Annotated in this window: 18 protein-coding genes and 4 pseudogenes; 11 read left to right on the forward strand and 11 right to left on the reverse strand. The window is 61.2% G+C overall.

The window, feature by feature from the left end:
• From ACFQX9_RS01305 to ACFQX9_RS01340, 8 genes are all read right to left on the reverse strand, one after another.
• The coding region (locus ACFQX9_RS01305) for a hypothetical protein (protein WP_377786163.1) at positions 1-195 on the reverse strand (195 nt) is incomplete at its 3' end.
• Between the two features lie 575 nt (positions 196-770).
• A complete protein-coding gene (locus ACFQX9_RS01310; protein ID WP_377786165.1) occupies positions 771-1,601 on the reverse strand; it encodes a hypothetical protein in 831 nt (276 codons plus the stop codon).
• Positions 1,598-3,346 carry an AAA family ATPase gene (locus ACFQX9_RS01315; protein WP_377786167.1) on the reverse strand — a complete coding sequence of 583 codons (1,749 nt, stop codon included), beginning with the start codon at positions 3,344-3,346 and terminating at the stop codon, positions 1,598-1,600. The genes ACFQX9_RS01310 and ACFQX9_RS01315 overlap by 4 nt, the downstream gene beginning before the upstream one ends.
• A gap of 224 nt (positions 3,347-3,570) precedes the next feature.
• Entirely contained in the window at positions 3,571-4,299 is a 729-nt protein-coding gene (locus tag ACFQX9_RS01320; protein WP_377786169.1) for a hypothetical protein, read from the reverse strand.
• 56 nt (positions 4,300-4,355) lie between these two features.
• Positions 4,356-5,255 carry a hypothetical protein gene (locus tag ACFQX9_RS01325; RefSeq protein WP_377786171.1) on the reverse strand — a complete coding sequence of 300 codons (900 nt, stop codon included), beginning with the start codon at positions 5,253-5,255 and terminating at the stop codon, positions 4,356-4,358.
• A gap of 35 nt (positions 5,256-5,290) precedes the next feature.
• Positions 5,291-7,369, reverse strand: a complete 2,079-nt coding sequence (locus ACFQX9_RS01330; RefSeq protein ID WP_377786173.1) for an N-6 DNA methylase — start codon at positions 7,367-7,369, stop codon at positions 5,291-5,293.
• A 50-nt stretch (positions 7,370-7,419) separates the two neighbouring features.
• The gene (lexA, locus tag ACFQX9_RS01335) at positions 7,420-8,046 is read right to left on the reverse strand and encodes a transcriptional repressor LexA (protein WP_377786175.1); all 627 of its coding nucleotides are present in this window, start codon (positions 8,044-8,046) and stop codon (positions 7,420-7,422) included.
• Between the two features lie 230 nt (positions 8,047-8,276).
• The gene (locus ACFQX9_RS01340; RefSeq protein ID WP_377786177.1) at positions 8,277-9,149 is read right to left on the reverse strand and encodes a hypothetical protein; all 873 of its coding nucleotides are present in this window, start codon (positions 9,147-9,149) and stop codon (positions 8,277-8,279) included.
• A gap of 238 nt (positions 9,150-9,387) precedes the next feature.
• Here ACFQX9_RS01340 and ACFQX9_RS01345 point away from each other — a divergent pair, with 238 nt between their 5' ends.
• Positions 9,388-9,573, forward strand: coding sequence for a DUF3606 domain-containing protein (locus ACFQX9_RS01345; RefSeq protein ID WP_377786179.1), 186 nt, complete (start codon positions 9,388-9,390; stop codon positions 9,571-9,573).
• A gap of 31 nt (positions 9,574-9,604) precedes the next feature.
• Here ACFQX9_RS01345 and ACFQX9_RS01350 read toward each other — a convergent pair whose 3' ends face one another.
• Positions 9,605-9,871 (reverse strand): hypothetical protein, encoded by a 267-nt coding sequence (locus tag ACFQX9_RS01350; protein ID WP_377786294.1) that lies wholly within the window; start codon positions 9,869-9,871, stop codon positions 9,605-9,607.
• A 504-nt stretch (positions 9,872-10,375) separates the two neighbouring features.
• On the opposite strand from ACFQX9_RS01350, the gene ACFQX9_RS01355 reads away from it, so the two are divergent.
• From ACFQX9_RS01355 to ACFQX9_RS01380, 6 genes and pseudogenes are all read left to right on the forward strand, one after another.
• Positions 10,376-10,897, forward strand: a complete 522-nt coding sequence (locus ACFQX9_RS01355; RefSeq protein ID WP_377786181.1) for a thermonuclease family protein — start codon at positions 10,376-10,378, stop codon at positions 10,895-10,897.
• A gap of 134 nt (positions 10,898-11,031) precedes the next feature.
• Entirely contained in the window at positions 11,032-11,214 is a 183-nt protein-coding gene (locus ACFQX9_RS01360; RefSeq protein ID WP_377786183.1) for a hypothetical protein, read from the forward strand.
• Positions 11,215-11,709: 495 nt separating this feature from the next.
• Positions 11,710-12,666, forward strand: coding sequence for an ArdC family protein (locus tag ACFQX9_RS01365; RefSeq protein ID WP_377786185.1), 957 nt, complete (start codon positions 11,710-11,712; stop codon positions 12,664-12,666).
• 108 nt (positions 12,667-12,774) lie between these two features.
• Positions 12,775-14,870, forward strand: a pseudogene (locus ACFQX9_RS01370) (ParB/RepB/Spo0J family partition protein).
• A 184-nt stretch (positions 14,871-15,054) separates the two neighbouring features.
• Complete coding sequence (locus ACFQX9_RS01375; protein ID WP_377786187.1) at positions 15,055-19,374, forward strand: strawberry notch-like NTP hydrolase domain-containing protein; 4,320 nt, start codon at positions 15,055-15,057, stop codon at positions 19,372-19,374.
• A pseudogene (locus ACFQX9_RS01380) lies at positions 19,374-19,874 on the forward strand (DNA primase); the annotation flags it as partial. The gene ACFQX9_RS01375 and the pseudogene ACFQX9_RS01380, both read left to right, overlap by 1 nt.
• A gap of 216 nt (positions 19,875-20,090) precedes the next feature.
• Here ACFQX9_RS01380 and ltrA read toward each other — a convergent pair.
• Positions 20,091-21,617: a group II intron reverse transcriptase/maturase gene (gene ltrA / locus ACFQX9_RS01385; RefSeq protein WP_377786189.1), complete on the reverse strand. Its 1,527-nt coding sequence runs from the start codon at positions 21,615-21,617 to the stop codon at positions 20,091-20,093.
• A 625-nt stretch (positions 21,618-22,242) separates the two neighbouring features.
• Between ltrA and ACFQX9_RS01390 the strand changes: the two are divergent.
• A pseudogene (locus tag ACFQX9_RS01390) lies at positions 22,243-22,398 on the forward strand (DUF736 family protein); the annotation flags it as partial.
• A 147-nt stretch (positions 22,399-22,545) separates the two neighbouring features.
• On the opposite strand, the gene ACFQX9_RS01395 reads toward ACFQX9_RS01390, so the two are convergent.
• Positions 22,546-22,848, reverse strand: a complete 303-nt coding sequence (locus ACFQX9_RS01395) for a DUF736 domain-containing protein (RefSeq protein ID WP_100951628.1) — start codon at positions 22,846-22,848, stop codon at positions 22,546-22,548.
• Between the two features lie 1,017 nt (positions 22,849-23,865).
• Here ACFQX9_RS01395 and ACFQX9_RS01400 point away from each other — a divergent pair.
• From ACFQX9_RS01400 to ACFQX9_RS01410, 3 genes and pseudogenes are all read left to right on the forward strand, one after another.
• Positions 23,866-24,451 (forward strand): annotated as a pseudogene (locus tag ACFQX9_RS01400) (tyrosine-type recombinase/integrase).
• Complete coding sequence (locus ACFQX9_RS01405) at positions 24,445-25,359, forward strand: tyrosine-type recombinase/integrase (RefSeq protein ID WP_377786191.1); 915 nt, start codon at positions 24,445-24,447, stop codon at positions 25,357-25,359. The pseudogene ACFQX9_RS01400 and the gene ACFQX9_RS01405 overlap by 7 nt, the downstream one beginning before the upstream one ends.
• Positions 25,356-26,363, forward strand: a complete 1,008-nt coding sequence (locus tag ACFQX9_RS01410) for a tyrosine-type recombinase/integrase (RefSeq protein WP_377786193.1) — start codon at positions 25,356-25,358, stop codon at positions 26,361-26,363. The genes ACFQX9_RS01405 and ACFQX9_RS01410 overlap by 4 nt, the downstream gene beginning before the upstream one ends.
• Positions 26,364-26,758 lie beyond the last annotated feature (395 nt).

The following is a 26,758-nucleotide window of genomic DNA, read 5'->3' on the forward strand; positions in this document are numbered from 1 at the left end:
CTCGCCGCTGGGCGAGATCAAATCGGAAAGGTGGGCGACATCGTCTCGGAATCCACGGGCGACTTCATATCGGTACGCCTGGGCGACTTCGTCGGAATCCGCAGCAAAGGTCGCAATTGCCCGAAAGATCGGCGTGATTCTCCACTGCATCTGGGTCGATGGCACATCGTTCGACTGGGGCCAGCCGAAGCCCATCTAATATTTGCTCGCAAGTTCCTGGTCCGGTCCGCCGGACTGGCGATGTCCCGCTGGGACGGTGGTCGTGGTGACCTCGGTCAATCGGCTGGTGGCAGTTCGCCCGCACTCCGCTGCAAACGTTGAGGCGCCCGATCCGGACATCATCATGAGGCGCTCGCGACCTCGGAAAGGACCATGACCCCAGCTACGACATCAACTCAACTCGCTGAAGCCGCCAACGACGTCGATTGACAAGCCCGCTAGGCAATCGTCTCGCCATCCGCGATCGCTCCGTCTCCGCAACCTGACCAGCTCCGACGGAGCAATCGCTACGGGCGTGTCACTGGAGAGAGGAAGAATGGTAACTTAACAACAAACCGCAATTAAAGGGCCGATTGATTTGCGGAGCGTCGCCTTCGACCAGACCCACGTGTCGACCTCTCAGACGTCATCGGGAGGAATGGTCTAATTCCCGAGGTATCGATCGCTGACGCACACGCCGGCTTTTCGAGTTCATCCGGCAATCGCGCCAACTGACAGGCAGCCGAGTGTCCCTTTATTCCCCCAGGGAGCACAGGTGTGGTCAATGAGGCTCAGAGAACCAACTTCGTAAGTGTCGTCGCTTGTGCCGCAACGAATGCCTGAGCCGGCAAGTCCCCCAGCAGTCCGCGGTGGAACGCAGCTAACCAGGCGTTTCGTCCCGTCGTGATATAATGATAGCTCACGAGCTTGATGAGCTCTGCATGGATATCGGCGACAGAAATGAGGCCAGCCGTGGGTCCCATGTTGCGCATATGTTGTGGTAGCGTCGCCCAAGCGTTCGTACAGGCGCGCTGAAACTGCTCACCGAGCACATACTTCAAATGAAAAGCGATACGCTTTTGCACGGACGGTGCATGGTGAGAGCTGGGAATAGCTTCAAATCGGGCCGCCGGATACGGTTGGATGATCCGTATCTCCCAGAGGTCGGAGTTGGCCAGCGTGTCGAAGTAAGGATGAATGAGCCACTCCTCCGGGCTTTCACCTTTATAGGTACTGCCCTTCACCGATGAGTTGCAGCTCGTGCAGGCCGGAACGAGGTTCGCCGCCATGACCGAAAACTCAGGAAACGTTTCCTTTGGCAGAAAGTGGTCCAGGGCGCCCGTGACCGAAGACCCACACATCGGGCAGCTGGCGACTTGCTGGCTGCGCAGGTTCTTGAAGCGAGTCACACTCTTTCGGTTCTCGTAAAGCCTCTGCTGAACCGTGCCCATTGCCGCCGGGAATTTCGAGCCAACGATCGACCACGGATTGCCGCCATGTACTCGATAGGCCTGATAACATGATGCCCACAGGCCAACGTAATTAGCCCAGGCCGGCTCCGCACAGATCTTGTTGAGGTAAGCATCGTCCTCCGCAGACGATGGAGCGGTTAGCGCTATCATTGCTGTCGCATGCGAAGGAGGTGGGCCACATAAGAGAGCGTTTCTGGATTCAACCTCTCGCCGTGATCCTGAACAATGCGCTCGATCGTCACTTCGGGACCGAGACGATTGACCCAATCTACCAGCAAGTCCTGGTAGCCGTGGGAGATGTCGCTATCGCCGAATACAAACTGGGAAATGCTGTCAATGCTCGCTCCGAACGTCTGGAGCCTAGGTTGATCGATCGAAATCGCTCTCTCATTCAGTGATAATATTCGGACTCGCTGCCGAGGGACTTCCCTTACGATATAAGCAGAATGTGTCACGATAATTGCTACGGATCTCGTCGCGGCCAGCAGCGTGTGCAGGATCGACATAAAGTCCGAAACATAATTCGGGTGTAGGTGCGTTTCCGGTTCGTCGAACAACAGCATACTGCCTTGTTCGATCGACCCAACGGCTTGGGCCGCAAATCTCAGCATCGCTTGCTCTCCGCTGCTGAGTGTACGGGGCGCTTCGCCCAGGCCGAACGTCACCGGCGACCTGGACCAGTCGACCATGCGAACCAACTGCAGCTGGCGCTGCTCGTTCAGCGATCTGAACAGGGGAAAATAGGCTTTACCCTGCCAGGTTCTCACGTCGAACAGATCGTGAGGCTCCGATTGATCCCTGAGAGGCAGGTGGATCGTCTTTGAAAAGGACAGGGGGGCTAGCGACCTTTCCAGCATGTTCAGCCGACTCGGTCCGCTAAATGGCATACCTTGGGAGAAAGGCTCAAACTGCCTGTGATCACGCAGGCAATCGATCAATGCGCCGGTCGATGCATCGGCCTCAGTGTCCGTATTGGCAATCATCGAAAAATACTGATAGTCGACGCCTTCCCAAGGCGGGATCGATCGTGGGTAGGAGTCCGACGCCACAGATGAAAAGACCATCAATCGGCTGAACGTTGGGGCGGTTTCGAAAGCGGTCGAGACTGCTGGCTCGCCGACTTGGGGAGATCGTTGCGAATGGATGAGGCTTAGCAAAAGCTGGGTCTTGCCGGTTCCGTTTCGTCCAATGAGGACCGCGACACGATCACGATTAAGTTCGTCCGATCGAAAGTCGAAATCAATGTCATAAGGATTGTCGGCCGCAAGCAGGTTCGTCCCCATGTGGAAGCTTGTCGCCGCATCAGGGACTGGAGCTTGCGGTTCGGCCCGCAAATAGCGACGGCCGTGGCGGAACGCGACATAGTTGGAGCTGGCCCTTAGCGCGCCCAGGTGAAATCGGTCTGTGTCGAAAAGCGGCAGACGTGCGGTGTCCATGCCCTCTGTCCGAAGAACGACCGCGTCACCGAGCAATCGCAGCGACGTCATAGCGCGCGCGAAGCCAAGCAATTCAATCAGCGAGCCGTATGACTCAACGTTATCGAGAATGCCAACGTAGCTCGCATTCGCAAGCTCGATCGGCACCCAAGGTTGGTGAAGAAGGAGCTGGTTGAAGAAGCCATCAGTTCGATCAAACTCAGAAACCATAAAGTGCATATCAAACGGTACGGGCTGTTGTTGCGGCAGCAGTACCAGCAGGCGCGCGGTGAAATAGTAGGTGAAATCATTCCAGGTACTGTGCTGCGGTATCACCGCGACGGCAGGTCGTGCGATCGGAGCAAGTGCTGCCGTATTCGCGTCGTGCGCGAATATAACGGGAACCGGGGCGTTTGCGGGAATGGGCTCTGCAGTGCTCACGATGCGCGGAACTATAAGCAATCGAGAATCGGGCGGCAATCCTCGATCCAGAACTACAGCAATTGCGCTTTGTGGCAACCCACACTTTCGGGTACCGAATAGCTATTCGTTTGGCATTTGATCCACGATAGCCTTGAGGTTGTCGCGGATCGTATTCGAGATTGCGCTTATCGAGACTGTTGGCACATAGAATTTAGCGCGAAGCAGCAGCTTGGTGCGGAACCCGCGCTCAAATCGGAAAGACCAGGGAATCGCCGCTTGTATTACGAGCATTTGTGCCACGAATGGAAAATGCGGATCGCACTTGCGCTTCCCCGATCTTGTGGCCACTCGAAGTTTCGCTCATGGCTCGTGAAATGCAACGGCTCGGCCAGAGAGCTACCTGCACAATTCGCCACCCGCATCATCGCGCTCGGCTTTCCGAGCAGCGAATGGAGTGGTTCTTTGGCAAAAGCCCGAGCAACGCTTGCTGAAAGCTCATTCCCGTCACGGACATAGGCGACCATCATGGCTTCTTGCATCGCCCAGCTGTAGTCTCCGTTGATGAAGCGAAACGCACCCTTGGTCCCGTAGTGCGTTTCGAAGGAATGATTCTTGTCGACTGGTTTGCATTCCACAAACAATGCATCCAGGCTCGATAGCGCTAGCGGCGCATCTCGTACAAGATCAAACACGAGATCCGGTTTCTTGCTCGGATGCTTGCCATCATAATTCGTAACTTCGGCGCCACGCCGTACCTTCTGAAAGATGCGCTCGTCGAAGCCAGCCACCTTTCCGCTCCTTCGAAGACGGTTCTCGAGTATCCACTCTAATTGTTGGGTTATGGCATTCTCTTGGGCCGACGAAAGCTCAAAACCCCCCGGAGGCGCTCCCCGCAACAACGAGAACGCATGACAGATCGCGTTATGGGCAATCAGCAGAACAGAGTCATCCAACGCCGGATGCGGTAGACGATAGTCGATACCTTCGGCAAAGAATCCCGCAATGCTCATCTGTGCCGAAACGCGTTTAGATGCTGGCGAACAATGTGCAGTCCGCAAAGTCGGGCTCAGCTTTTGCTCCAGAAGCGGCGCTGATTGAGCAGGCCAACCAGGAGGCCGTGCTGCGGCAAGACCATGATGACGCGACTGGCGGCCGTGCGATTGGCTTCCCGCATCACCTTCGAAACCAGAGTTGATGAGATATCAGAAGTCGCGTGCGCCGACGCTAGAGTAATAAACCGCCACGAAGGCATCCATGTATCCGCCAGTTCGTTCAGGGGCTCGATGCGCAGCTGCCCGATGGTCGGCTGTACAAACGGCTGCAACATGTCGTGAAGGTACCGACAAAACCGATCGCAATCGTTCTGGTCAGGCGGAAGAGCGGCGGGGTCGCGGGAGGACTTGTATGGTAAGCTGAATTGTACGGTGTCGCGGACGACGTCGATGTCATGTGCGCTGAGTCCGTAGAGACTGAATATAAGCTGATCAATCTTTTCCCAGGGTTTCACCTGGTTTGACATAAGTTGCGACGACAGGGTACGAATTTGCTGCTTTTCCGAGGTCCCTAGCCCTGAAGGCTCCAGGAAGGGAAATCCATCCAGCTCCTCCTTCAGAATCGTGCGATAGCTCGCGCCGAGGCGCGAAGTATGCGTCAGATAGAAGTGTTGCCAAAGCTCGCTATGAACGACGAGATAAAGCAGGCGAGCCAGCAAATCAGCATCGCGATAGCCGTTCGTTGAATATCCATAATAGCTCTTACGGAACGCAACGGGCCGGCTTGCCGACAGGTATGCCCTCGGTCGATCTCTGGTTTCACCCGGAGCTTGCGGGACGATGACCAAGGGGGCCTTATACAGCTCGGCTTCACGCGGTCGATTCGCAGTCGTTCGCCTGTGCTTGTCCCGCCAGAGATCAAGTTCACCAAAATTGATGTCAAATCCATCCTCTGGAGGCTCAAAGTCGGGCAAGGCCAGAATGTGCTTTGCCGCGACCTGCGGAAGACTTAGTTGTAGCCTTCGTTCGAGAACAGGCCCAACCGTTTCCACACATCCCCGAGATTGGGAATGTTTTTCTCAGCAATCTTGTCCCATACTTCTACGTCCAAGATTGTGCCGACCCCTAGAGTCTTCAACATCCAGGGTCTCTTTACGACGGCATCAAGCGACACCGGCTGGGCAGACTGGTAGTCAATGCGAAATTCTGCCCGCTTGGTAAGAGCATTCTCGCGCAGCGGCGTGACGAATTGAAACTGATGTCCAAGCGGCGCGGGCGCGTTTCGAGCAAACAGAAGCATGAACGGCAACTTCATATGCCGCCAAACCGGCGTCTCTTCCAAATCTGACGCGTTCAAGATACCTGTCACCGTCAGGCCACGAAATAGTGCCTCTCTTGCGAGTCGACCCGTGCCGCTTTGCTTGAGGATAATCCGGGCCGGGAGTGCAAAAGCGATGATGCCGCCGTGCTTGGCCCATTCCGTTGCGCGCCAAACAAAGGGAAGATCCGGATTGTTATCAGGATTTTCGTACAATTCGGGCGAGAGGCCCTCGATGTTTTTCGCTGTGAGCGCGCGCCGACTTATCGCGGTGAATTCGCGGTTCATCTTAGTATGGCGCTTGCGATCGGCAGTCCTTTCGGCAGCGGTCTTTGCTTTCGACCGCAGCCGCGTCCAAGGCGGATTTCCAAGGACAACATCGAAAGATGCATCGAATTCCTTTGGTACATGCGACGACAGACTTCCGAGACCAAATCCGCGCGTAGCTTCATTGCTCGCAGTGGAAGCAAAGTTGAATAGAACCTCCCCCTGCAACGCTCGCGGAAACTTGAGTATCTTCGGAGGGCGGGTTGTGCCGTTCACCTCGATGGCCGTGACGTACAGCGCAAGTGCCGCCAGCCGCAACGCCGGTTCACTTACGTCAAATCCGCGAATCTGCCGATAGAGAATCCGGTGAATAGTGTTCTTGTCGGGCCTTCGTCCTTCCTTCTGCCAGTGAAGTCGGATCAATTGTCTGAAGGCTAGCACCAGGAATACGCCGGCCCCGCATGACGGATCTAGAATGACGGCATCACAGGCGTCCTTTGCGCCGGCGAGTGCCTCCTCGACGAGAAGTTGGGCGACATTCTTGGGCGTATAGTGGACGCTCGTTTCTTCGGCGTGGGCTTCATCCCAGCGATGGCTAAATGTTTCGTAGACCTGGCTCAGTACTCCGATTGGAATATGCGCAAAATCGAAGTCGTCCCAGTCGATCCTCGTCTGGAATGTTGAATCACCCAGGTGCTTCCAGCCACGCATGATGGCCTGCAGATGAAGAAAAATCTTCCCGTCGGTTTTTTTGTCGGCTTGGCGGAAGAACTTCCTGTACGCGGCAAGCCGTTTTGCTGGATCGGCATGTGCTACTTCGTCCACAAGCGGCAACAGATCGCCATTGAACGTTTCGTCCAGCCAGCATGACGTGGCAGCCGCGCGCTCGGCGTCGGAAAAGACGTCTTTCAAATCATTGGCCTTTGGCGAGATCTCGTGTAGCTCAGCCGGCAGAATGATCCTGCGATCATGGAGAAACCGAAAGAACAGGGCCCGCCCTGCGACAGACAACACCTCGAGTGCTGACATGCGCCCGGCGAGAGCCGAGTCTGCCTCCGTCAGCAGCTCGTGAATCTCATCGAACACATAGTCGGGGGCGGTCGGTTGTCCCTCGATGCTGACCAAGCCTGTTGCCAAACCTTGGAAGAGCAGGGGATCCGGGTTCGTCAACGAGACCGGCGTCGGTGTTGCGCCATCTAGTTCCGCGCGACTGAGGTTGATCGGATAAAGCGTCAGCTCGCCGGGCCGCACAACCCCCAACATTGCATGCTCACTTCGGTTTGCGAGCAACTGGCCGAGGTGACGCACTTGATGGTCGCTCGGTTGAACGCGATCGGTCAGACCATCGACCAGGTAAAGGATCGGACGCCCCTGAAACTCGGCGACCGCGTTCGGCCTCAAATCGCTGGCGCGCCGGCCCGACATCAAATCCAGATAGTTGAGATGGGTGGCGTCTGCCGTCCCGTCGAGCGCGATCAGATCCGGACAGCCGATCTTGCTCATCTCACGTTCGAGTCTGGCAAGCGAGGGTGAGGGTGATACTTCGGCCACGTTCACACCAGCCGCAGAATACCGACGAGGACACCCGCGACGTGGAGCGCGCCGCCATTGAACTGGTCGAAAACGAGATCTGGAAACTCCGGATTCTCAGCGCGAAGCCGAATACCGTCATTGCTCTTGAAAACACGCTTGAGGGTCGTCTCTTCGCCGATCAGAACGGCAGCAATTGCGCCGTTCGCAACCTCGGTCTGCGTGTTCAGAATCGCAATGTCGCCGTCGAAGATACCCGCACCCTCCATGCTACTTCCCCCGACGCGCAACGCAAAAAGACGGGCGCCTCGCAGGAGCGCCCGCGGCAACGGAATCCTGGCTTCAACATTCTCGAGAGCGTCGGTTGGACTGCCGGCAACGATCCTGCCCAAGAGTGGCACCCGCACGAGATCGCCCAAAGCGGAATCTTCCCGACCAATGCGAATTCCGCGGGCATGGCGCGGTGCACGCTTGAGATAGCCCTTCAGCTCGATGAGACGTAGGTGTTCGCGCGCGGCATTCGGGCTCTTGAAGCTGAACCGGCCACAAATCTCCTCAAGAGTCGGTGGTGCACCAGCCGCGGCCATATGTTCTTCAACAAAATCAAAGATTTGTCGTTGTCTCGCTGTCAGTTCCGTGCCAATGCCCATCGGCGAGCGTAGTACTGTAAAAAAATACAGTATTCAAGCTTCGCTTCCGTCAGTCCGGCACGAAAGGGTGCGGCCGGTCCAAGGTGTCCCCGCGCCGCCGGTGGAAATCTCGGCGTCAGGTGGTAATAAGATATAGTATCAATGTGTTAACCAATGGTGGCTTGGGGGCCCGTGAGGAAGACGACAGCTGGCCCCGCGAGGCCGCTTGCACCTCGCGGGATTTCTCACCCTTACTTCGCGTGCTTTGTCTGAGCCGCCCTAATGATGCCCTTGGCCTGCTTGGCCTCGTCGGTAAGTTTGGGAAGCGCTTCGATGGCCGCGCAATTTTCGGGGTTGTTCAGCCGATAATGGTGCTTTGAACCGAGTTTCTCGAACTGTTCGATCGCCGCGACATACTGCGCGTGAATCCACACGTACTTCGAAAGAACGCCCGCATCGGTCTTGGCGAGGCCCCGTTTGACTATCAACCCGATATCACGGAGGTAGAGTGGATAATTATCGTCATCCATGCCTGCGACTTCCACTACCGACTTCCACGACACGTAGTTGAGGTAGTGGTTGCCGTCCTCGTCCTTGGTCATGAATGCGCGCACGTAATCCGCTTCGTGCTCCCCATCATGTTGTTCGGCATGTGCCTTGCGCGCGATTGTAACAAGCGTCCGATCGATCAGCACGCGCGGGTACTTCGCGAGCTTCGATTCCATCTCATAGGCCTTCACCATCGCGGGGCCGACGAGGTAACGCTTGGTGTGGACCAACTCGCCAACGGTGATCGCACCGCGCACGAGATATCCCTGGATCGCAAGATCAATAACCGCAAACGCTATGTCGCAAAGAAGATAAAAAACCGCCGATTGCTCGTGGATCGCGTATGACAGCACTACGGAGTCTGAGAAGGTCGTGATGCTCCGTGTCCTGTAGAGATCGGCATCCTCACGTCCGATATCATATAGCCGATCGATTGCCCTAAGCAGTAATCGTAGTTTCTCGCTATCCCGCTCCGTCTCGTCGACGATCTCTCTGAAACCGAGGAAGTCAAGAAACAGAACTATTCTTCGCTCATAGCGATGCTGTTTCGGCTGCTGCTTCTGCCGTTTTGCCATCGGTCATCTTTCCTAAGTCACGAATCGTCTTGTCGTCGGACGACACGGTCGTGCATTTGAGCCGCATTAACCGTTTCGTTACCACGCATAGATCACTGGCTCGTTCGTCGGAAACTGCGCCCATCCTCGACATATTCGAACAACGCCTCGAAGGTTTGATACTTGGAGAGCCCCGCCAAAAGAAAGCACAATAATCCCTTGCTGGGTTGGTTTGTCATCAGTCGGGCAGGAGGTGCCTATGGCGGCAGCGAAGAAGAAGACAGCGCGTGGGCGCAAGCTGGACCGGGCCCGTGTGGCCGGCGGGCAAAAGTATGAAGTGGGGTACGAGTCCAAGAAGACAGGACGGTCGGCGTCAGCGGTCAAGAAAGCTGTCAAGAAGGTCGGCAACAGCCGGAAGCGGGTCGAGAAGCGTCTCGGGCGTTAGGTTCTAATGCGCCGATTTTCCGGCACGTTGCCTAGACCTCGGGCGGGCATTCGGGGCAGGTCTCGCCGAAGGAGTCCAGGACCTCCGTCATCGCGCCGGCGGCCGCCTCGGGCGAAAGGCCCGGCGGCGGATCCTGGCGGGCGATTTGGAACGCCCGCTCGCGGGCGTGCGGATCTGCGCGGTCCTGCATCCAGCCGTGGTACTCACACTCGCGGATTGCGCCTGCCTCCTGCAGCACGGCTATCGCCCACCCCCGTACCGTGCGGATCGCCGTCCGCCTCTCCTTGGACATCAGCATCAAGATCGCTCCTCCGCGAGGGACGAATCCTTGCAGCCCTCGATTCGTTCCGGCTGCTAACACAGAGCAGGGATTCAAAATCGCCGGACAGGTGTTTTTCCACGTGTTCCGCCGCCCTGTGCAAAACCAGCCACGCAGCGATCTGTCTTCCTTGTACGCGTCGCGCATGACGACTATCAGCGCCTCGTCTGGTAAAGAGCGCTGCAGTGCCTTTGCCTCAACCCCAGGGGTGCGCCGGGAGGAAAATTTACGCGTTTTTGCCGGCTGAGCGGCCTGGCATTCAACGCGACCGGCGACGTTGTAGAGAATGACGGCGTCTGGAAGGTTCATGAATTCGCTTGGCGGATCGACGCGATTCTGCTTTCGGCTCGCTTCAATGTCGTTGGCTGCGCGGCACGGTGTTTCACTATCCCGAGCGGCCGGAGCACCCGCCGGCGTTGCAACATTCGACAACTAGTCGAAATCCAGTCCGCATGGTTTGCGGTAGCTACAAGGTCACTGGAAATGCGTCAAACCGCTGTCGCATTGATTCTCGCCATTCTGTCGAGCGTGGCGCTGGCCGATGATTTTGTCGGACAGGCCAGCGTGATCGACGGCGACACGCTGGAAATGCATGGCGTGCGCATCCGGCTTTGGGGCATCGATGCACCGGAGAGCAGCCAGCTGTGCCGCGGCGAAGACAGCTTGCAATATCGGTGCGGTGCGCAGGCCGCGAACGACCTGGATGCCTTCATTGCCCGCCGTCCCGTCAATTGTGCTCCAGTCAGCCTCGACCCATATGGCCGCACGGTCGCGACCTGCTCCGTCGCAGGCAGGGATCTCGGGGAATGGCTGGTACGCAACGGCCTTGCGTTGGATTGGCCGCAATACTCGAAGGGCAGGTATCGCGAAGCCCAGCGCGAGGCTGAGCGTGCCGGCCAGGGACTGTGGAAGGGCAGCTACGTCGAGCCGTGGCTTTATCGTTCATGCATCCGCGCGAGTGGAAAGCCGTCCGCCTGTTCCGACGATGCAAATGCCCATCCTTGATGCGATCTCGGCAAGGGCGCCAATCCACAACGTGCGTTGGCTAATCACCGCACTTGGGCAGGTGGCTCTGGCGCGGTTTGGGCGACTCACGCTACCTATCATTCTCGATCACCTCACTGCACAATGGGAATGAAATGGTTGCAGCCACCCGAGAATTGCCGGCCTCTGGTTACGCGCTTGAAGTGGACGGCCGGCTCAAAGCCGAATTTGCAACCAGAGACGGCGCAAGGGCAGGTGGCGAAGAACTGAAGAGGCGTTTTCCCATGCTTCAGATCAAGATCTATGACGCGCAGACGCATGCGCGCGAGGAAATCTAGATCCGCTGATTCAAGTCATGGCAGAGTTGCTCGGCCAGAGCGCGTGCGGCTGCCGCCGCATCGGGCTCTCGTAAACCGAGCCGCTTTGCGTCTCGGCCGTGCGGCGTCGATCCCTCGCGCAAAGAGATGCGGAGCTCCTCGCCGGGGGCACTCGGAAAAGGGGCTCGCCTGCGGCGATCGCTATCACTGCCCGTTCCCGGGTGCCGCTATTGAACCGGTCTCGTCGCTGCACTCGGACCCGCGTGCCCCTTCGGGTCGCTATGCTCACGCTCTCCGGGTGCCATATTCCCGGGAGGCGATGCGCCCCTGGCGCACGCCTGGTCGGGCCTGCGGCCCTGGTAGCTCAACGCAATTCCCATGAACGATGGAAGGTTGGCTGCGTCGCAGACTTCGTATTCTCTCAGGTAGAGGCGAGAGTCAGAGTGTCGCGGGGTTTTGCCATGACGGGTTACAGGCTGCGAGAGAGGCTCGCGGTCTCCGTCGCGGAGATCCGCGATGTCCAGACATCATCCTCGGGCGCGCACCGGTGAGGACCGGGCAAACCTTTATGACGACATCACCAACAAGATCATCGCCGAACTGGGGGCCGGCCGAGCGCCGTGGGTGCAGCCTTGGGGCACGGCGGCAGCGACGGCGCCTTTGGCCATGCCAAAAAGCGCCGCGTCCGGCCGCCAATACAGCGGCATAAACATTTTAATTCTCTGGGGTGCGGCGACCGAACACGGATTTACAGGGCAGAGCTGGCTTACCTTCCGCCAAGCGCTGTCGCTCGGGGGGCATGTCCGCAAGGGCGAGCGCGGTACGACCGTCGTCTATGCCGACCGGTTTGTGCCGGCCGACGAAAAGCGCCGCGCCAGCGAGAACGGTGAGGAAGCGCACGCCCTTCCGTTCCTCAAGCGCTTCAGGGTTTTCAACTGCGATCAATGCGACGGCCTGCCTCCAGAGATCGCGACAACGGCGCCGCTTCCGCCGCCAGGCCTGATCGAGCCGCGGGTCGAATACCTGATCAAGGCGACCGGCATCGACTTCCGCATCGGCGGCAACCGCGCCTTCTATATGCCGACCGAAGATTATGTGCAGGTGCCGCCTCCGCAAGCCTATTTCGAGCCGATCAATTGGCATCGAACGGCACTGCATGAATTGGCGCATGCCAGCGGTCATCCATCACGTCTCAACCGTGACTTGTCGGGCAGCTTTGGTACCAAGAAGTATGCCTTTGAGGAGTTGGTTGCGGAAATCTCGTCTGCGTTCAGTTGCGCTTCGCTTGGTATCATGCCGACGGTGCGGCACGCCGATTATATTGGCTCGTGGCTGGAGGTGTTGCGAGAGGATAATCGCGCGATTGTGCGAGCTGCTTCGCAGGCCAGCAAGGTTGCGGATTATCTCCTTGGTTTCCTGCCGAAAGTGACAGTCGGCATGACAACCGAGGCGGCGGAGCAGGAGGCGGCGTGAGTGTCTCACCTGTTGCCTCAAACAAGAGGGTGAGAGGGGAGCGGCGGTCTTCGCGACGGGTTGGAGGCCGAGAGAGAGGCTCCCGGCCGCCCGTCGTGGAGAATCGATATGACGAAGGCTGTCCAAAAGATCACGCTGTTCCCCCTCACGCGACATTCCGTTCAACAAGCTGGTCCTCAGCCAGTCCAACGTCCGGCATGAGCAACTCGCCGAAAGCATTGCGCAGCGCACACTGCTGCAGAGTCTGAACGTGCGGGCGGTTGTGGACGCCGAAGGCAATGAGACCGGCATGTTCAAGGTGCCGGCCGGCGGCCGGCGCTATCGCGCGCTGGAGCTTCTCGTCAAGCAGAAGCGCATGGCGAAGACGCAAGCCGTTCCTTGTGTCGTGCGCGAGGGGGCATCGCTGAAGACGATTCGCTTGCCGAGAATGACGAGCGGGTAGGGCTTCATCCGCTCGATCAGTTCCGAGCATTCCAGACCTTGAGCGGCACCGGATTATCCGACGAGGATATCGCGGCCCGGCACTTCGTGTCCCCGGCTGTCGTGAAGCAACGCCTTTGGCTGGCGTCCGTGTCGCCAAAGCTCCACGACGTCTATGCCGATGACGGCATGACTCTCGAGCAGCTCATGGCCTTCACGGTTTCAGCCGATCACGCCAGGCAGGAGCAGGTCTGGGAGAACGTCAGCCGATCCGGCTATGATGAGCCCTATCAGATCCGGCGAATGCTGACCGAAAATACCGTGCGCGCGTCCGATCGGCGCGTGCAGTTCATTGGGCTGGATGCTTACGAGCAGGCTGGTGGCGGCGTCTTGCGGGATCTGTTCGAGCACGATGACGGCGGCTGGCTCCAGGACGTTGCTTTGCTCGATCGTCTCGTGGACAGAAAAGCTCAAAGCCGAAGCTGAGACGATTGCAGCCGAAGGCTGGAAGTGGATATCGCTCGCCGTCGAATTCCCCTACGGCCACGCGGATGGCCTGCGTGCAATCGAGGGCAAGCCTGTCGATCTTTCCCCGGAGGATCAGGCCACCATCGACGCCTTCAATGCGGAGCAAGCCAAGCTTGAATCCGATTCTCAGGATGCCGACGAGTTGCCCGATGAGGTCGATCAGCGTCTCGGCGAATCGAGGTGGCCCTGGCCGCATTCGAAGAGCGGCCGATGTTTTACGATCCGGCCGAGATCGCCCGCGCCGGTGTCTTCGTCGGCATCGGTTCCGAAGGGCGCCTCTCGGTCGATCGGGGTTACGTCCGTCCGGAGGACGATTTGTCGGCAGTCGATCCCGATGTCGGGCAGGCCGCCGACACACAATCTGTCGAGGGGAAGGCGGCTGGTCCTTCCGTCCAACGCACGGTCATCGCGGTGGCCGGCGGCGCTACTGATACCGAAGACGATGACGAGGACGCGACCAAACCTCTGCCGGATCGGCTGATCACGGAGCTGACAGCCCATCGCACGCTGGCATTGCGGGATGCGCTGGCGGAAAATCCGGCGATTGCGTTCCAGGCGGTGCTGCACACCTTCGTGCTGACGGCCTTTTACCCTTCGCATCGTCCGGGAGCTGCCTTGAGATCGGGCTTCGCACACCGACCTTTCCGGCTCAAGCGGCTGGCTTGAGAGAAAGCGCCTCAGGGAAGGCCGTTGAGGCGCGGCATGAGTCCTGGAAGGCACGTTTGCCGAAGGGCGAGAGCGATCTCTGGGATGCTCTTTCAGCCCTCGATGGCGACGCACAGGCATCCCTGTTTGCTCACTGCGCGTCATTTGCGGTCAACGCCGTCTACGAGCCGGCCAACCGCTACAATCAGGGCCGCGTCTCTGCCCAAGGCATCCGCACCCGCCTCGACTTGGCAGATGTGCTAGCGCGCGCTGTCGACCTCGATATGGTTCGAGCGAGCTGGAAGCCCGCCGTCGACAACTATCTCGGCCGGGTCACCAAGCCTCGCATCCTTGAGGCGGTGCGGGAAGCCAAGGGCGAGTCGTCGGCGCAACTGATCGACCACCTGAAGAAGGCCGACATGGCCAAGGAGGCTGAGCGTCTTCTCGATGGTGCGGGCTGGTTGCCGGAGCCGCTGCGTCTCGTCGATCCCAACGCGGCGTCAGGGGAGCAGGAGAGTGAAGCGGGCCCGCTGCCTGAATTCCTCGCCGACGACCAGGATCGGGAGAATGCGAGCGACGATGATCCGCAACAGCTCGACGCGGCTGAGTGACATCTGGAATGGGATGGCTCCCGCCGTCCCACAGTTGTTTGGGGACCGGTGTGCCGCGCCGGTCCCCATTCTTATGGGCGAGGGCTGAGAGGGAGAGCCGGGCCGGGAAGGGTTTGAGCCGTCGGGTCTTGAGGAGAGCGCCTGATGGTTCGACCCGTTTCCTGCTCTCCGAAAGAACCCTGTCATGACCAAATCTCTCGCCGGCGGCGCTGCCGCCGCGCCGCTCTCGATGCGTGTCGCTGCAACTCTCACCTCCGCCGCCATCAGGGCCGCGCGACAGCTCGTGATTGATCTCGAGCGCGGCCGTCGCATCGATGCCGCTGTCCTGCGTAGCGCCATGGAAGCGGCCTTCGGCGCGTCCGACGCCACCGGCGTCTGGAACTGGAAGACCGCCTATGATGTCTGCGAGGCCGCAACCGTCCTGTTCCTTCGCAAGTTTGGCCCGGCCATCCGGACCAAGGCCGGCTCGCCGGCCGCGATGCTGCCCATGCTCGCGAGAATCGCGCGCTGTCTGCCGACCCACACGCTGCGCTCGGAGGACAGCCAGGCCCTTCAGCAATTCTCGACGCCGATCCCGCTCGGGCTTGCCGCATGCACCGCGGCCGGCATCACGCCGTCCGATCGGGTATTGGAGCCCTCTGCGGGGACCGGCTTGCTCGCCATCTTTGCCGAGCTCGCCGGCGGCACCTTGGTATTGAACGAGCTGGCCGAGATCCGCGCGGCGTTGCTCGACCAACTGTTTGTCAACGCTGAGGTCACGCGGTTCGACGCCGCCCAGATCGATGATCACCTCGATGCGAGTGTCGTACCGAGCGTCGTCCTGATGAACTCGCCGTTCTCGGCATTGGCGAACGTTGATCGACGAATGGCGGATGCGGCGCTCCGGCACACCGCTTCTGCCTTGGCGCGGCTTTGCGACGGCGGGCGTCTGGTTGCCATTACCGGCGCAAGTCTTGCGCCCGACAATCCGGCATGGCGAGATGCGTTCGTTCGCCTCCAGCAGCGCGGGCGCGTGGTGTTTTCTGCCGCCATCGACGGGACCGTTTACGCCAAGCACGGAACGCAGACTGACACACGACTGCTTGTGATCGACAAGTTGCCCGCCGCAGATCCGAAACTCCTTCCGGCTTCACTTGGCATGTCCGGCGATGTCGCCACCTTGCTTGACTGGGTGACCCAGTATGTGCCGCCGAGGCTGCCGATCGCGACGCCGATAGCGGTCGACGTCATCAGGCGCCCTGCAGTATCACGAGTGGTCGGCGCATCTGCGCCACGCCCATCGTCCGCTTCGAGCCGCGTAGCGCCCGAAGGCGTAGAACTGATCTACGAGACGGTCGAATGGTCGCCGCCCGAACGCGCCCGACTGACCGACGCCCTTTATGAGGAATACGCATTGCAGGCGATCCATATTCCGGACGCGCATGCGCATCCGACGAAACTCGTGCAGTCTGCCGCGATGGCCTCGGTCGCGCCGCCGAAGCCGTCGCACCGGCTACATCTGCCGGCCAATGTCGTGGCGGATGGCATCCTGTCCGACGCCCAACTTGAAAGCGTCATCTATGCAGGCGAGGCCCATTCCGAGTTTCTTGCGGGATGCTGGGCGGTCGATGCGACCTTTGACGTGGTGACGGCCGCACGCCACGATGCAGAAACTGCCGTCCGCTTCCCTCGCGGCTGGTTCTTGGGCGATGGCACCGGCGCGGGCAAGGGTCGGCAGGTCGCAGGCATCCTTGTCGACAACTGGCTCAAGGGCCGCCGCCGTGCGGTCTGGATCAGTAAATCCGACAAGTTGATCGAGGACGCGCAGCGCGACTGGTCCGCACTCGGCATGGAGCGGTTGCTCGTGACGCCCTCTCGCTTTCGTCAAGGCACTCCGATCAGGCTTTCGGAAGGCGTCCTTTTTACCACCTACGCTACGCTGCGCACCGATCAACGCGGCGAGAAGCTTTCGCGCGTGCGGCAGATCGTCGAATGGTTGGGCTCCGACTTCGACGGAGTGATTGTCTTCGACGAGAGCCACGCGATGCAGAACGCGGCGGGCCGGAAGGGCGAGCGCGGCGACCAGGCGGCCTCCCAGCAGGGGCGCGCGGGCCTGAGGCTCCAGCACGCCTTGCCGAATGCCCGCGTCGTCTATGTCTCCGCAACCGGTGCCACGACGGTCCACAATCTCGCCTATGCCCAGCGGCTGGGATTGTGGGGCGGCGCCGATTTCCCGTTCTCTAGCCGCGCCGAGTTCGTCGAGGCGATCGAGGAGGGCGGCGTCGCTGCGATGGAGGTGCTGGCGCGCGATCTCAAGGCGCTCGGCCTCTACGCGGCCCGCTCGCTCTCTTACGAGGGCGTCGCGTACGAGCTCGTCGAGCACGAGCTCACCCCCGAACAGGTTCGCGTCTATGACGCCTACGCCGGCGCGTTCAGCGTCATCCATAACAATCTCGACGCGGCAATGCGGGCCGCCAACATCACGGGCGAGACCGGTACGCTGAACGGCCAGGCCAAATCGGCCGCGCGATCCGCTTTCGAGAGCGCCAAGCAGCGCTTCTTTGGCCACCTCCTGACCTCGATGAAGACGCCGTCACTGATCCGCTCGATCGAGCGCGATCTCGACGCCGGCCATGCCGCCGTCATCCAGATCGTCTCGACCGGCGAAGCATTGATGGAGCGCCGGCTCGCCGAGATTCCAACGGAGGACTGGGGCGACGTCCAGGTCGATATTACCCCCCGCGAGTATGTCCTCGATTATCTCGCCCATTCCTTTCCGGCCCAGCTCTACGAGCCGTTCACAGACTCGGAGGGCAACCTCTGCTCCCGGCCCGTCTATCGCGACGGCCAACCGGTCGGGAGCCGGGAGGCCGTCGCACGTCGCGATCGGTTGATCGAGAAGCTCGCCTCGCTGCCGCCGGTGCCGGGGGCGCTGGACCAGGTCGTCCAACGCTTTGGTACTGACATGGTCGCCGAGGTGACCGACCGCTCGCGTCGTATCGTTCGCAAGGACGACCGGCTGGTGGTCGAAAACCGAGCCGCTTCGGCCAACCTCGCCGAGACGTCGGCCTTCATGGACGACGTCAAGCGCATCCTCGTGTTCTCGGACGCTGGCGGCACGGGGAGGAGCTACTATGCCGAGCTGTGGGCGCGGAATCGCCGCTTGCGAGTCCACTATTTGCTCGAGCCCGGTTGGAAAGCGGACGCCGCGATCCAGGGCCTCGGCCGCACCAACCGGACCAACCAAGCGCAGCCGCCGCTGTTTCGTCCCATTGCGACCGACGTGAAGGCGGAAAAGCGCTTTCTCAGCACTATTGCCCGCCGGCTGGACACGTTGGGTGCGATAACGCGCGGCCAGCGCCAGACCGAAGGGCAGGGCCTGTTCCGGCCCGAAGACAATCTCGAAAGCCAGTACGGCCGTGATGCGTTGCGTCAGCTCTATACGCTACTCGCGCGCGGCAAGGTCGCGGGCTGCTCGCTCAAGAGGTTCGAGGATGCGACCGGCCTGAAGCTGACGGATGCCAATGGGCTCAGAGATGACCTGCCGCCGATCACGACCTTCCTGAACCGGTTGCTGGCGCTCACGATCGATCTTCAGAACATACTGTTCACCGTTTTCGAGCAGCTCTTGACCGCACGGATCGAGGGTGCGGTCGCGTCAGGTACATATGATGTCGGGTTGGAAACGCTCCGCGCCGAAATCTTTGTCATCACCGACCGGCGCACGATTTATGTCCATCCGGGCACCGGCGCCGAGACCCGGCTGCTCACCATCACCCGGCGCCAGCGCAACCATCCTGTGGGTCTGAATGACGCTCTTGCTCGTGTCTCCAATCGCAACGCTGCCCTGCTGATCAATGAGCGCTCGGGACGAGCCGCCGTGCAGGTCCCCGCCCCGAGCTTCATGCTTGACGACGGCGAGATCGAACGGCGCGTCCGCCTAATCCGGCCGATGGAGCAGCATACGATCCCCCTGAATATAATGGCGGAGAGTCACTGGATCGAAGCGGATCGCGAACGTTTTACTACGGCCTGGCTGGCAGAGGTTGCCGAAGTCCCCGAGTTCACGGAAAGCACGATCCACGTCGTGGCGGGCTTGCTGTTGCCCATCTGGAAGCGGCTGCCGAACGAATCGACCCGGGTCCATCGGCTTCAGACCGACGCGGGCGAGCGCATCATCGGCCGCAAGGTCTCGGCGACCTGGGTCGCGAACGTCCTTGCGGCGGACGCGCCGGCGTTGACGCCGGACGCTGCCTTTGCCGTGCTCATGGGGGGACGGACCGTCCTCGAACTTGCGGAGGGGCTCCAGCTTCGCCGCGCCCGTGTAATGGGCGCGCACCGCATCGAACTCTCGGGCTTCATCGACACGATGCGCGATCGCTTGCGGGCTTACGGCTTCTTCGGAGAGATCATCTCCTGGAAGCTGCGCATGTTTGTGCCCACGGACGCGAGCGGCGTCGAAATCCTGTCGAAAGTGCTCGACCACTATCCGGTCGCGCGCATCAGTGAGCGGGAGGCCGCCTGATGCCCCGCGATGCCTCCGAGCTGGCACGCCGCCTCGCGCGCGACGCCGAGGCGGTGTGCCGACACTATCTCTCGAATGGCAAGCGGGCGGGCCGGTACTGGGTGGTCGGCGACGTCCACAACACTGCGGGCCGCTCGTTGTTTGTGCGACTTAAGGAGTCGCCGAAGGGGCCGGCGGGCAAGTGGGCCGATGCCGCAACAGGAGAACATGGCGATCTCCTCGACGTCATCCGTGAAAGCCTGGGACTGCGCGACTTCCGCGAAGTCGCCGAGGAGGCAAGACGCTTTTTGAAACTGCCTCGCGATGAACCGGAGCTCGTCCGAAGGACTGTTGGTCCGGCAGTACCGGCCGGATCGCAAGAGGCGGCCCGTCGGCTCTTTGCGATATCCAGCCCGATCGAGGGGACCATTGCCGAGGCATATTTGCAGCGTCGCGGCATAGCCCGAGTGCACCATGGTGGCAGTCTGCGTTTCCATCCGCGCTGCTATTATCGCCCCGACGCTGCGGCCCGCGAGCGGGTGCGTCGCCGATCATCTTCGGCCTGCAGATCGCCATCGAGGCCGCGGTGGTCGCGGGCTCGAAACACAACAGGTAGAGTAGGGGCACAGCGCCTGTCCGTCTTGCGACGGATGGTTTCTGCGCCCCTCTCGCCGAACCGGGCGTGCAAGTTTCCAAGCAACCGGCTCTCCATGCGCGGCTTACGCCGCGTGTGGTCCTCACGCGTCCATGAGGGTGTTGAACGACGCCCAGAAGCGATCGGCTCCTTTGCGGAACTTCTCGCCAGGATCGTTCCATCCGTTCGGTATGCGTATGCCCCGGTGCGGGAAGTGGAGTGATCCGTCTTCCCGGAAGAACCGCAGCGATTTAGGTCCGTCGACCCATCGCCAGCGGCTGTCGGGCACTGTTGCCTGGAAGCGGCGACGCAATTCTTGCCACGTCGTCTTAGGATGCTTCCTGTGCAGCCATCGCCCGATGCGCTGCCACAGCCACCAATCCAGATTGGCGAAGTCCCGCGTGGCCCACGTGGCGTAGCGGTAGTAGTTTCGCCATCCGGTGATGACCGGGTTGAGATCGTCGATGAGATCGGCAAGGGCTTGGCCTGTCGGCGTCGCCTTCACCCTGACCTTGATCTTGTGGCGCAGGTCTTTCAGCTTGCTCTTCGGAATGAAGAGATTACCGACCATACGTCCGGTGCGGCGTGCCTTGGTCTGCATCACCCGATAGCCGAGGAAGTCGAAGCCTTCCCCGACGCCTGTGATCCTGGTCTTTTCCATCGACAATTCCATGCGCAATTCCGTTTTGAGGAACTGCGCCAACGCAAACTTTTCGGCTTCTGCTTCCTCGCGGGTCCCGTCCGTCAGCACGACGAAGTCGTCGGCGTAACGTACGGCGTAGAATGTAGGCCTGTTTCTCCGGCGATCGTAAAGCCGCCGGTCGGCTGCATTCTGCGGTCGTTCGCGAGGGCGCATCGACCACCGTCCGTATCTCTCGTCGATGGCCGCCAGATAGACGTTGGCCAGCAATGGCGAGATGATGCCGCCCTGCGGGGTGCCCGTAACAGGGTGGCGGACGGTGCCCTCGATCATGACACCGGCTTTTAGGAAGGCGAGCACGAGCCTGAGGACCTTGCGATCCCCGATGCGTCGGCGCACACGCTCCATCAGCACATGATGATCGACGGCATCGAAGCAGCCCTTGATGTCACCCTCGATCACGAAGCGGTACTCGGAAGTGCCGCTGGGTGTGGGGTGCAGTCGTCGCTGGATTTTCGCCAGCGCATCATGGGTGCTCCGGCCGGGCCGGAAGCCATAGGAGGTCGGATAGAAGTCCGCCTCGAAGATCGGCTCCAGCACGAGCTTCAAAGCCATTTGCACCAGTCGGTCTTTGAGCGTCGGAATGCCGAGCGGACGTACCTTGCCGGGCTTACCCGGTTTGGGGATCAGCCTTTGCCGGACAGGCTCGGGCCGATAGGTGCCGCTGCGTAGTTCACCGCGGATATCCTCGATGAACCGTACTGCGCCGCCCAGCTGCTCTTCGACGGTCTTCCGCGTGACGCCATCGGTACCCGGTGTGCGGCTGCCTTTGTTACGGGTCAACCGACGCCAGCTTTCCAAAAGCGTCCTGCGGTCGCATACGATGTTGAACAGATCCGCGAACTCCTTTTCGGCATTCGCGACACTCCACCTGTGAAGCTTGCGCTGCATGTCGAGGACGAACGCGGTATTCACCGCGCCGGGCCTCATCGGCCCGCCTCCTGCCGGCTTGCTTCACCCACTGTCTCCCTTCGCCATGTGGACGGCTTTCCCGCCCTCCGACTACTACGAAGACTCCGCCCCCTGCCGCGCCGATCATCGGTCGCCTCGATCATCTCGCGCCATCCGGCGCGAGAGAACACGGCAAGGTTCCCAAGTTCACCTGTCGTCCCTTCACCTGCCTTAGGGACCGACTCTACCCCGTGAGGATTCCGGCCAACGGTCACCGCAAGCTGGGCCGCTGGCTGACGTGCGCGATCACGCACGTCCCTGATCTCCGTCCACTCAGCGGAGATCGGCACTCCTCCGGTCTTTCGACCGATCCGCCCACTTCCGGTTCGGCGGATTCCATGTTGCAACGAGGCTTCAAACATCGGTTCGATAACTCTTTCCGTAGCAGGTACGCTCGCCGGACCAGCCTCGGACGGAAGTCCCGGGTCGTCCGACTTTGACGGGTTCTGCTCATTTATGGCTCGCCGGAGGCACCCAGCTTACCTCACCCGTCTGCTTCAACCCCCGTGCTTGCGGCACGTGGGCTGCGGGGTCTCTCACCCCGCAGGGGCAACAAGTGCGCGTGACGGACTCCACCCGTCACTCTTGGCGCACGAGAAGAGACATGGCTAACATCGGTTCCTTCAAAAAGGTCGGCAACGATTTCCAGGGCGAGATCATCACCCTGAGCTTGCAGGCCAAGGGCGTGCGCATCGTCGCCGAGACCAACCGCTCCAACGACAACGCTCCCAGCCACCGCATCTATGTGGGCCGGGCGGATTATGCGTAGCGCGGGATTATGCGGAGTCGTTGGCTGGTAGCCGCGGTTTTCCCGGGCTTTTGTGGCTTTTGTGGTTGCGCCGCTCCGCATAATAACGAGGGCTCTGTCCGTGGCGTCCCGCGATGTTGCGAGACGCCGCGGTGTAGGTCAGCGCGACCAGATCAGCGCACACTCGCCATCGTCGCCTTCGAAGAGGTTGGCGTAGATGGGCGCCGTAAAGGACGGATCGTCGAGCTTGACCGAGTGGTAGGAGCGATTGTCCTTCGAGGTCCGGCGCCAGGCGGCACCGATCTCGACGCCTGAGACGATCACGCGCAGGTCTGGCGCCTTGTCGCTGGTGGAGGCGGGATCGCTGGGGACGATGCGCGCCTTGGCATCGATCGCGAGCGTCTTGATGGTGCCGGTGTAGGTGCCATCGTTGCTGCGGGTGAACGAACCGATCTGGGACATGGTGGATCTCCTGTGCTGTGTTCAAGCCCGCGACCATCGCGGCCTTGTGGCGATCGAAAGCCCCGGGACGGCCGACCCGCACCGTCAGGCCGCAGCGCATGCGAAGGACGGCGTGCGGCGATCTTGTTGCTGCGCGAGGAGCGGCGCAGCCGCGGGGAAGAAGATCGCCGGCACGCTGTTGCGGGGAACAGGCCGGGTCGCAGACCGCATCTCGGGGCAGATCCGCCCAGCAAGGCCCGTCGGTCGCAGGGCATCACGGCACGCCCGGAGAACCATCCGGCTCCAATCGGACACGTACGGCACGAGCGCGCCCAACACAACCGCTGACTGACGTTCCGAACAGCAACCACCTCGACCATAGTCCAGCCTCCACATGCAGAAGGGGGCGACATGCCAACAGGTGTCTATGTCCGTCAGAACGCGGTCTGGGACCGATTGAAGGCGGGAATGGCCGCAGACCACGCGGCCGACTTTGCTCAATGGCTCCGCGGGCGCCGATATACGCCACTTACCATCATCGAGAGGATGCGGCTGCTTGCGAGTTGGACGCACTGGGCGCGCGGGGAAGGCTACACGCTGGCTGCAATCCGTGAGGCGCATGCGGCCTCATTCGCCTTGATCGAAGCGGGACATCGGCCGCGCTTCCGCGGCGACCTCAACAAGGACGCGGTCGAGTGCGCCAAGCTGTTCATCGCCTACCTTGAGGATCAGGGCGTGATGACGCGATTACCGACCAAATCGGCGGCGCCACTGGTTCTCGAATTTGCGGCTTGGGCCCGCGAGCAGCGCGGCCTGGCTGAAACGACGCTCGCCGCGTACCTTGGGACGATTACTCCCTTCGTCGATGCGCTGGGGGATATCCCGACGGCCTACGACGCCGTGACGATCCGGGCATACATGATCGAACGTGCAAAGGCCGTATCGGTCGAGCGCATGAAGGGCATATCGGTCGGCATCCGCGCGTTCCTGCGCTTCCTGATCGCGACAGGACGATGTCCGCCTGGGCTCGACCACGCCATGCCGAATGTTGCGGGATGGCGGCTGGCATCGATCCCGCGCTTCCTGCCTGATGCCGATATCGCGCGGATCATCGGTGCGTGCGACGGGGAGCGGCGCCTGCGCGACCGAGCCATCATCCTGCTGTTGGTCCGGCTCGGGCTTCGGGCGAGCGAGGTGGCGCGGCTCAGCTTCGACGATATCGACTGGCGGCAGGGCAGCATCCGCCTGTGCGGCAAAGGCCGGCGCGAGGAACTGCTGCCGCTCACCCAGGAGATCGGCGACGCGCTGCTCGCCTACATCGAACGCGGACGGCCGGCACTGGCGACGCCATCCCTGTTCATCACCGAATATGCGCCGCTGCGGCCAATCGACCGCATCACGGTCAAATGTATGGTCAAGCGCGGGCGTCGAGAGCCGTTACAAGGGTGCGCATATCCTGCGCCACTCGGCGGCCACGGCGATGCTCCGCCACGGCGTCAGCCTGCCGGGCGTGAGCACGGTGCTGCGCCACCGATCGCAGACGATGACGGCGCATTACGCCAAGGTCGATATCGCGCTGCTGGCGGCCATCGCGCAGCCCTGGCCCGGGAGGTCGCCATGCTGATCGATGATGTTGATCGCTACATCGAGCTGCGCCGCTCGCTCGGCTTTAAGCTCGCAAAGACGACCCGACACCTCACCGCGTTCGCGCGTTATGCGGGCGACCGGGGCGATACTCATGTTCGCCGCGAGACCGCGACCGCCTGGGCGGCGGCCGTCTCGTCGACGCCGCGCAGTCACCAGCGGCGGCTTCAGGAGATCGCGCTCTTTGCACGCTTTCTCTACGCGGAGGATCGCGCGCATGAAGTGCCGCATCACCCCCGCAGCCCTGCAACACGTCCCGCGCCCTATATCTACACGCGGGAGGAACTGGCTCGCATGCTCGACGCTGCGGGCAATCTACGGCGCCAAAAGCCCAGCCCGCTCAGGCGCCACATCTATGTGATGCTGATCGGGCTGCTGGCATCGACGGGCCTGCGGATCTCCGAGGCCCTGAACCTGCGGTTGGACGATCTGCTGCCCGACGGCGTGCTGCACATCCGCCTGACCAAGTTCAACAAGAGCAGACTCGTGCCGATGCACCCCAGCGTGGTCGAGGCGCTGCAGGCCTACCTTGAGGTCCGGCGGCGGTTCGCCGGGATGGATGACCATGTGTTCCTGTCCGTGGGTGCCAAGCCTATGTCGCTTCGGACCGCCCAGAGCAACTTCTATGTGATCCTGCGCAAGGCTAGCGTCGGTCAGAATCGGCCGCGTCGCCCGCGTATCCATGATCTGCGCCACACCTTCGCGACGCGTGTGCTGGAGCAATGCGCGACGCGTCGTGATGATGTTGCGCGCGACTTCGTCGCTCTCGCCACTTATCTCGGCCATGCAGACATCCGACATACCTACTGGTATCTGGAAGCCACCCCGGACCTCATGGCCGATATAGCGGGTGCTGCCGAGGCGCTGATCGCCGGGGAGGTCGCATGACGCCGATCGCCCCGCTCATCACCAGCTTCATGCGCGAGCACATGCCGCAGCAGCGCGGCTACAGTCCGCACTCCTGCGAGACCTATGCGTACAGCTTCCAGCTGTTGTTCGCCTTTGCCGCCCGGCGTCTGCACACGCGCCCCTCTCTGCTCCAGCTCGAGCAGATCGATGCAGACATGGTGGTCGCGTTCCTGCATCACATCGAACATGACCGCGGCAACGGTCCGGCGACTCGCAACCTGCGGCTCGCCGCGATCAAGTCGTTCATGCGCTACGTCGAGCTGCGGCATCCCGGCGCCTTGGAGCAGGTCGCCCAGATCAATGCGATCCCAGGCAAGCGTCATGACCAGAAGCTCATCCGCCATCTGACCATGGACGAGATCCGCTCCGTGCTCAATGCGCCCGACGCGACGACACGCCTCGGACTACGGGATCGAGCGATGTTGCATCTGTGCTTCGCCGGCGGCCTGCGCGTCTCCGAGTTGACTGGCCTCACCCTGGAGAACGTCACGCTGCAACCGAGGCCAAGCATCCTGGTGTTCGGCAAGGGCCGGCGCGAACGCAGCCTTCCGCTATGGAAGGAAACCGCTCGCGACTTGCGCGCTTGGCTGTCAGTGCGAGGAAAGCCGCCGGCGACAGAGCTGTTCGTCAACGCCCAAGGGATGGCGATGACCCGCGCCGGCTTTGAGTATATCCTCGAAAAGCACGCAAAGGCGGCCGCAGCTCGATGCCCGACGCTAGGCGGGCGCACCCTGTCGCCACACCTTTTGCGGCACAGTTGTGCAGTCCTGATGCTGCAAGCCACACGCGACATCCGCAAGGTTGCGCTCTGGCTTGGCCACGCCGATATCCGCACGATGGAGATTTATCTCCGCATGGATCCCTCTGAAAAGCTTGAGGCTGTGGAAGCGGTCATTCCGCCGGCGCTGCGCCGTGGACGGTTCAAGGCACCAGACGCGCTGATTGCCTCGCTGTTGGAGAAAGCACCTCTGCCTTCAGGGTGAGAGACGTCGGGCAGCCGATCGTTACGACGAAATACCTTTGATGCGCTGTGACGTCGCGGCATCACCGCGCCGTCCCGCACGAGCAATCGAGCTCTTCTCCATTGGGTTGGAATCGGCGAAGCAAAGCGCTGTGGCTCGATCGCGCTTGCCGTGATGGTGTCGCCGTCGCGGCGGTGGTGAGGCCTTTGAGCGATGCTCTCCTGTCGGGCTGCTTGGCCCACGTCCATACCGGCCTTTTGCTGGCGGATTACGCGCCACAATACGCTCGCTGCGCTCGCCGACCTTTACCCGCAATGGCTTGTTCGCGATCTTCTTCCCCTGCCGCCAAGCGGCGGCATTCCTCGCGAGGCAACAAGATCGCTCAGCCCGCCATCCTCCGCTGCGCTGCGGGCCAG

The sequence above is a fragment of the Bradyrhizobium sp. GCM10028915 genome (assembly GCF_042666195.1).
Lineage (GTDB): Bacteria > Pseudomonadota > Alphaproteobacteria > Rhizobiales > Xanthobacteraceae > Bradyrhizobium > Bradyrhizobium canariense_D.

Coding starts and splice junctions, on each gene's coding strand:
- ACFQX9_RS01350 (WP_377786294.1), bottom strand. CDS start 9,871: ATGCTGATGTCCAAGGAGAGGCGGACGGCGATCCGCACGGTACGGGGG.
- ACFQX9_RS01360 (WP_377786183.1), top strand. CDS start 11,032: ATGGTTGCAGCCACCCGAGAATTGCCGGCCTCTGGTTACGCGCTTGAA.
- ltrA (WP_377786189.1), bottom strand. CDS start 21,617: ATGAGGCCCGGCGCGGTGAATACCGCGTTCGTCCTCGACATGCAGCGC.
- ACFQX9_RS01355 (WP_377786181.1), top strand. CDS start 10,376: ATGCGTCAAACCGCTGTCGCATTGATTCTCGCCATTCTGTCGAGCGTG.
- ACFQX9_RS01320 (WP_377786169.1), bottom strand. CDS start 4,299: ATGAGCATTGCGGGATTCTTTGCCGAAGGTATCGACTATCGTCTACCG.
- ACFQX9_RS01330 (WP_377786173.1), bottom strand. CDS start 7,369: ATGAGCAAGATCGGCTGTCCGGATCTGATCGCGCTCGACGGGACGGCA.
- ACFQX9_RS01375 (WP_377786187.1), top strand. CDS start 15,055: ATGACCAAATCTCTCGCCGGCGGCGCTGCCGCCGCGCCGCTCTCGATG.
- ACFQX9_RS01410 (WP_377786193.1), top strand. CDS start 25,356: ATGACGCCGATCGCCCCGCTCATCACCAGCTTCATGCGCGAGCACATG.
- ACFQX9_RS01310 (WP_377786165.1), bottom strand. CDS start 1,601: ATGATAGCGCTAACCGCTCCATCGTCTGCGGAGGACGATGCTTACCTC.
- ACFQX9_RS01395 (WP_100951628.1), bottom strand. CDS start 22,848: ATGTCCCAGATCGGTTCGTTCACCCGCAGCAACGATGGCACCTACACC.
- lexA (WP_377786175.1), bottom strand. CDS start 8,046: ATGGGCATTGGCACGGAACTGACAGCGAGACAACGACAAATCTTTGAT.
- ACFQX9_RS01340 (WP_377786177.1), bottom strand. CDS start 9,149: ATGGCAAAACGGCAGAAGCAGCAGCCGAAACAGCATCGCTATGAGCGA.
- ACFQX9_RS01345 (WP_377786179.1), top strand. CDS start 9,388: ATGGCGGCAGCGAAGAAGAAGACAGCGCGTGGGCGCAAGCTGGACCGG.
- ACFQX9_RS01365 (WP_377786185.1), top strand. CDS start 11,710: ATGTCCAGACATCATCCTCGGGCGCGCACCGGTGAGGACCGGGCAAAC.
- ACFQX9_RS01405 (WP_377786191.1), top strand. CDS start 24,445: ATGCTGATCGATGATGTTGATCGCTACATCGAGCTGCGCCGCTCGCTC.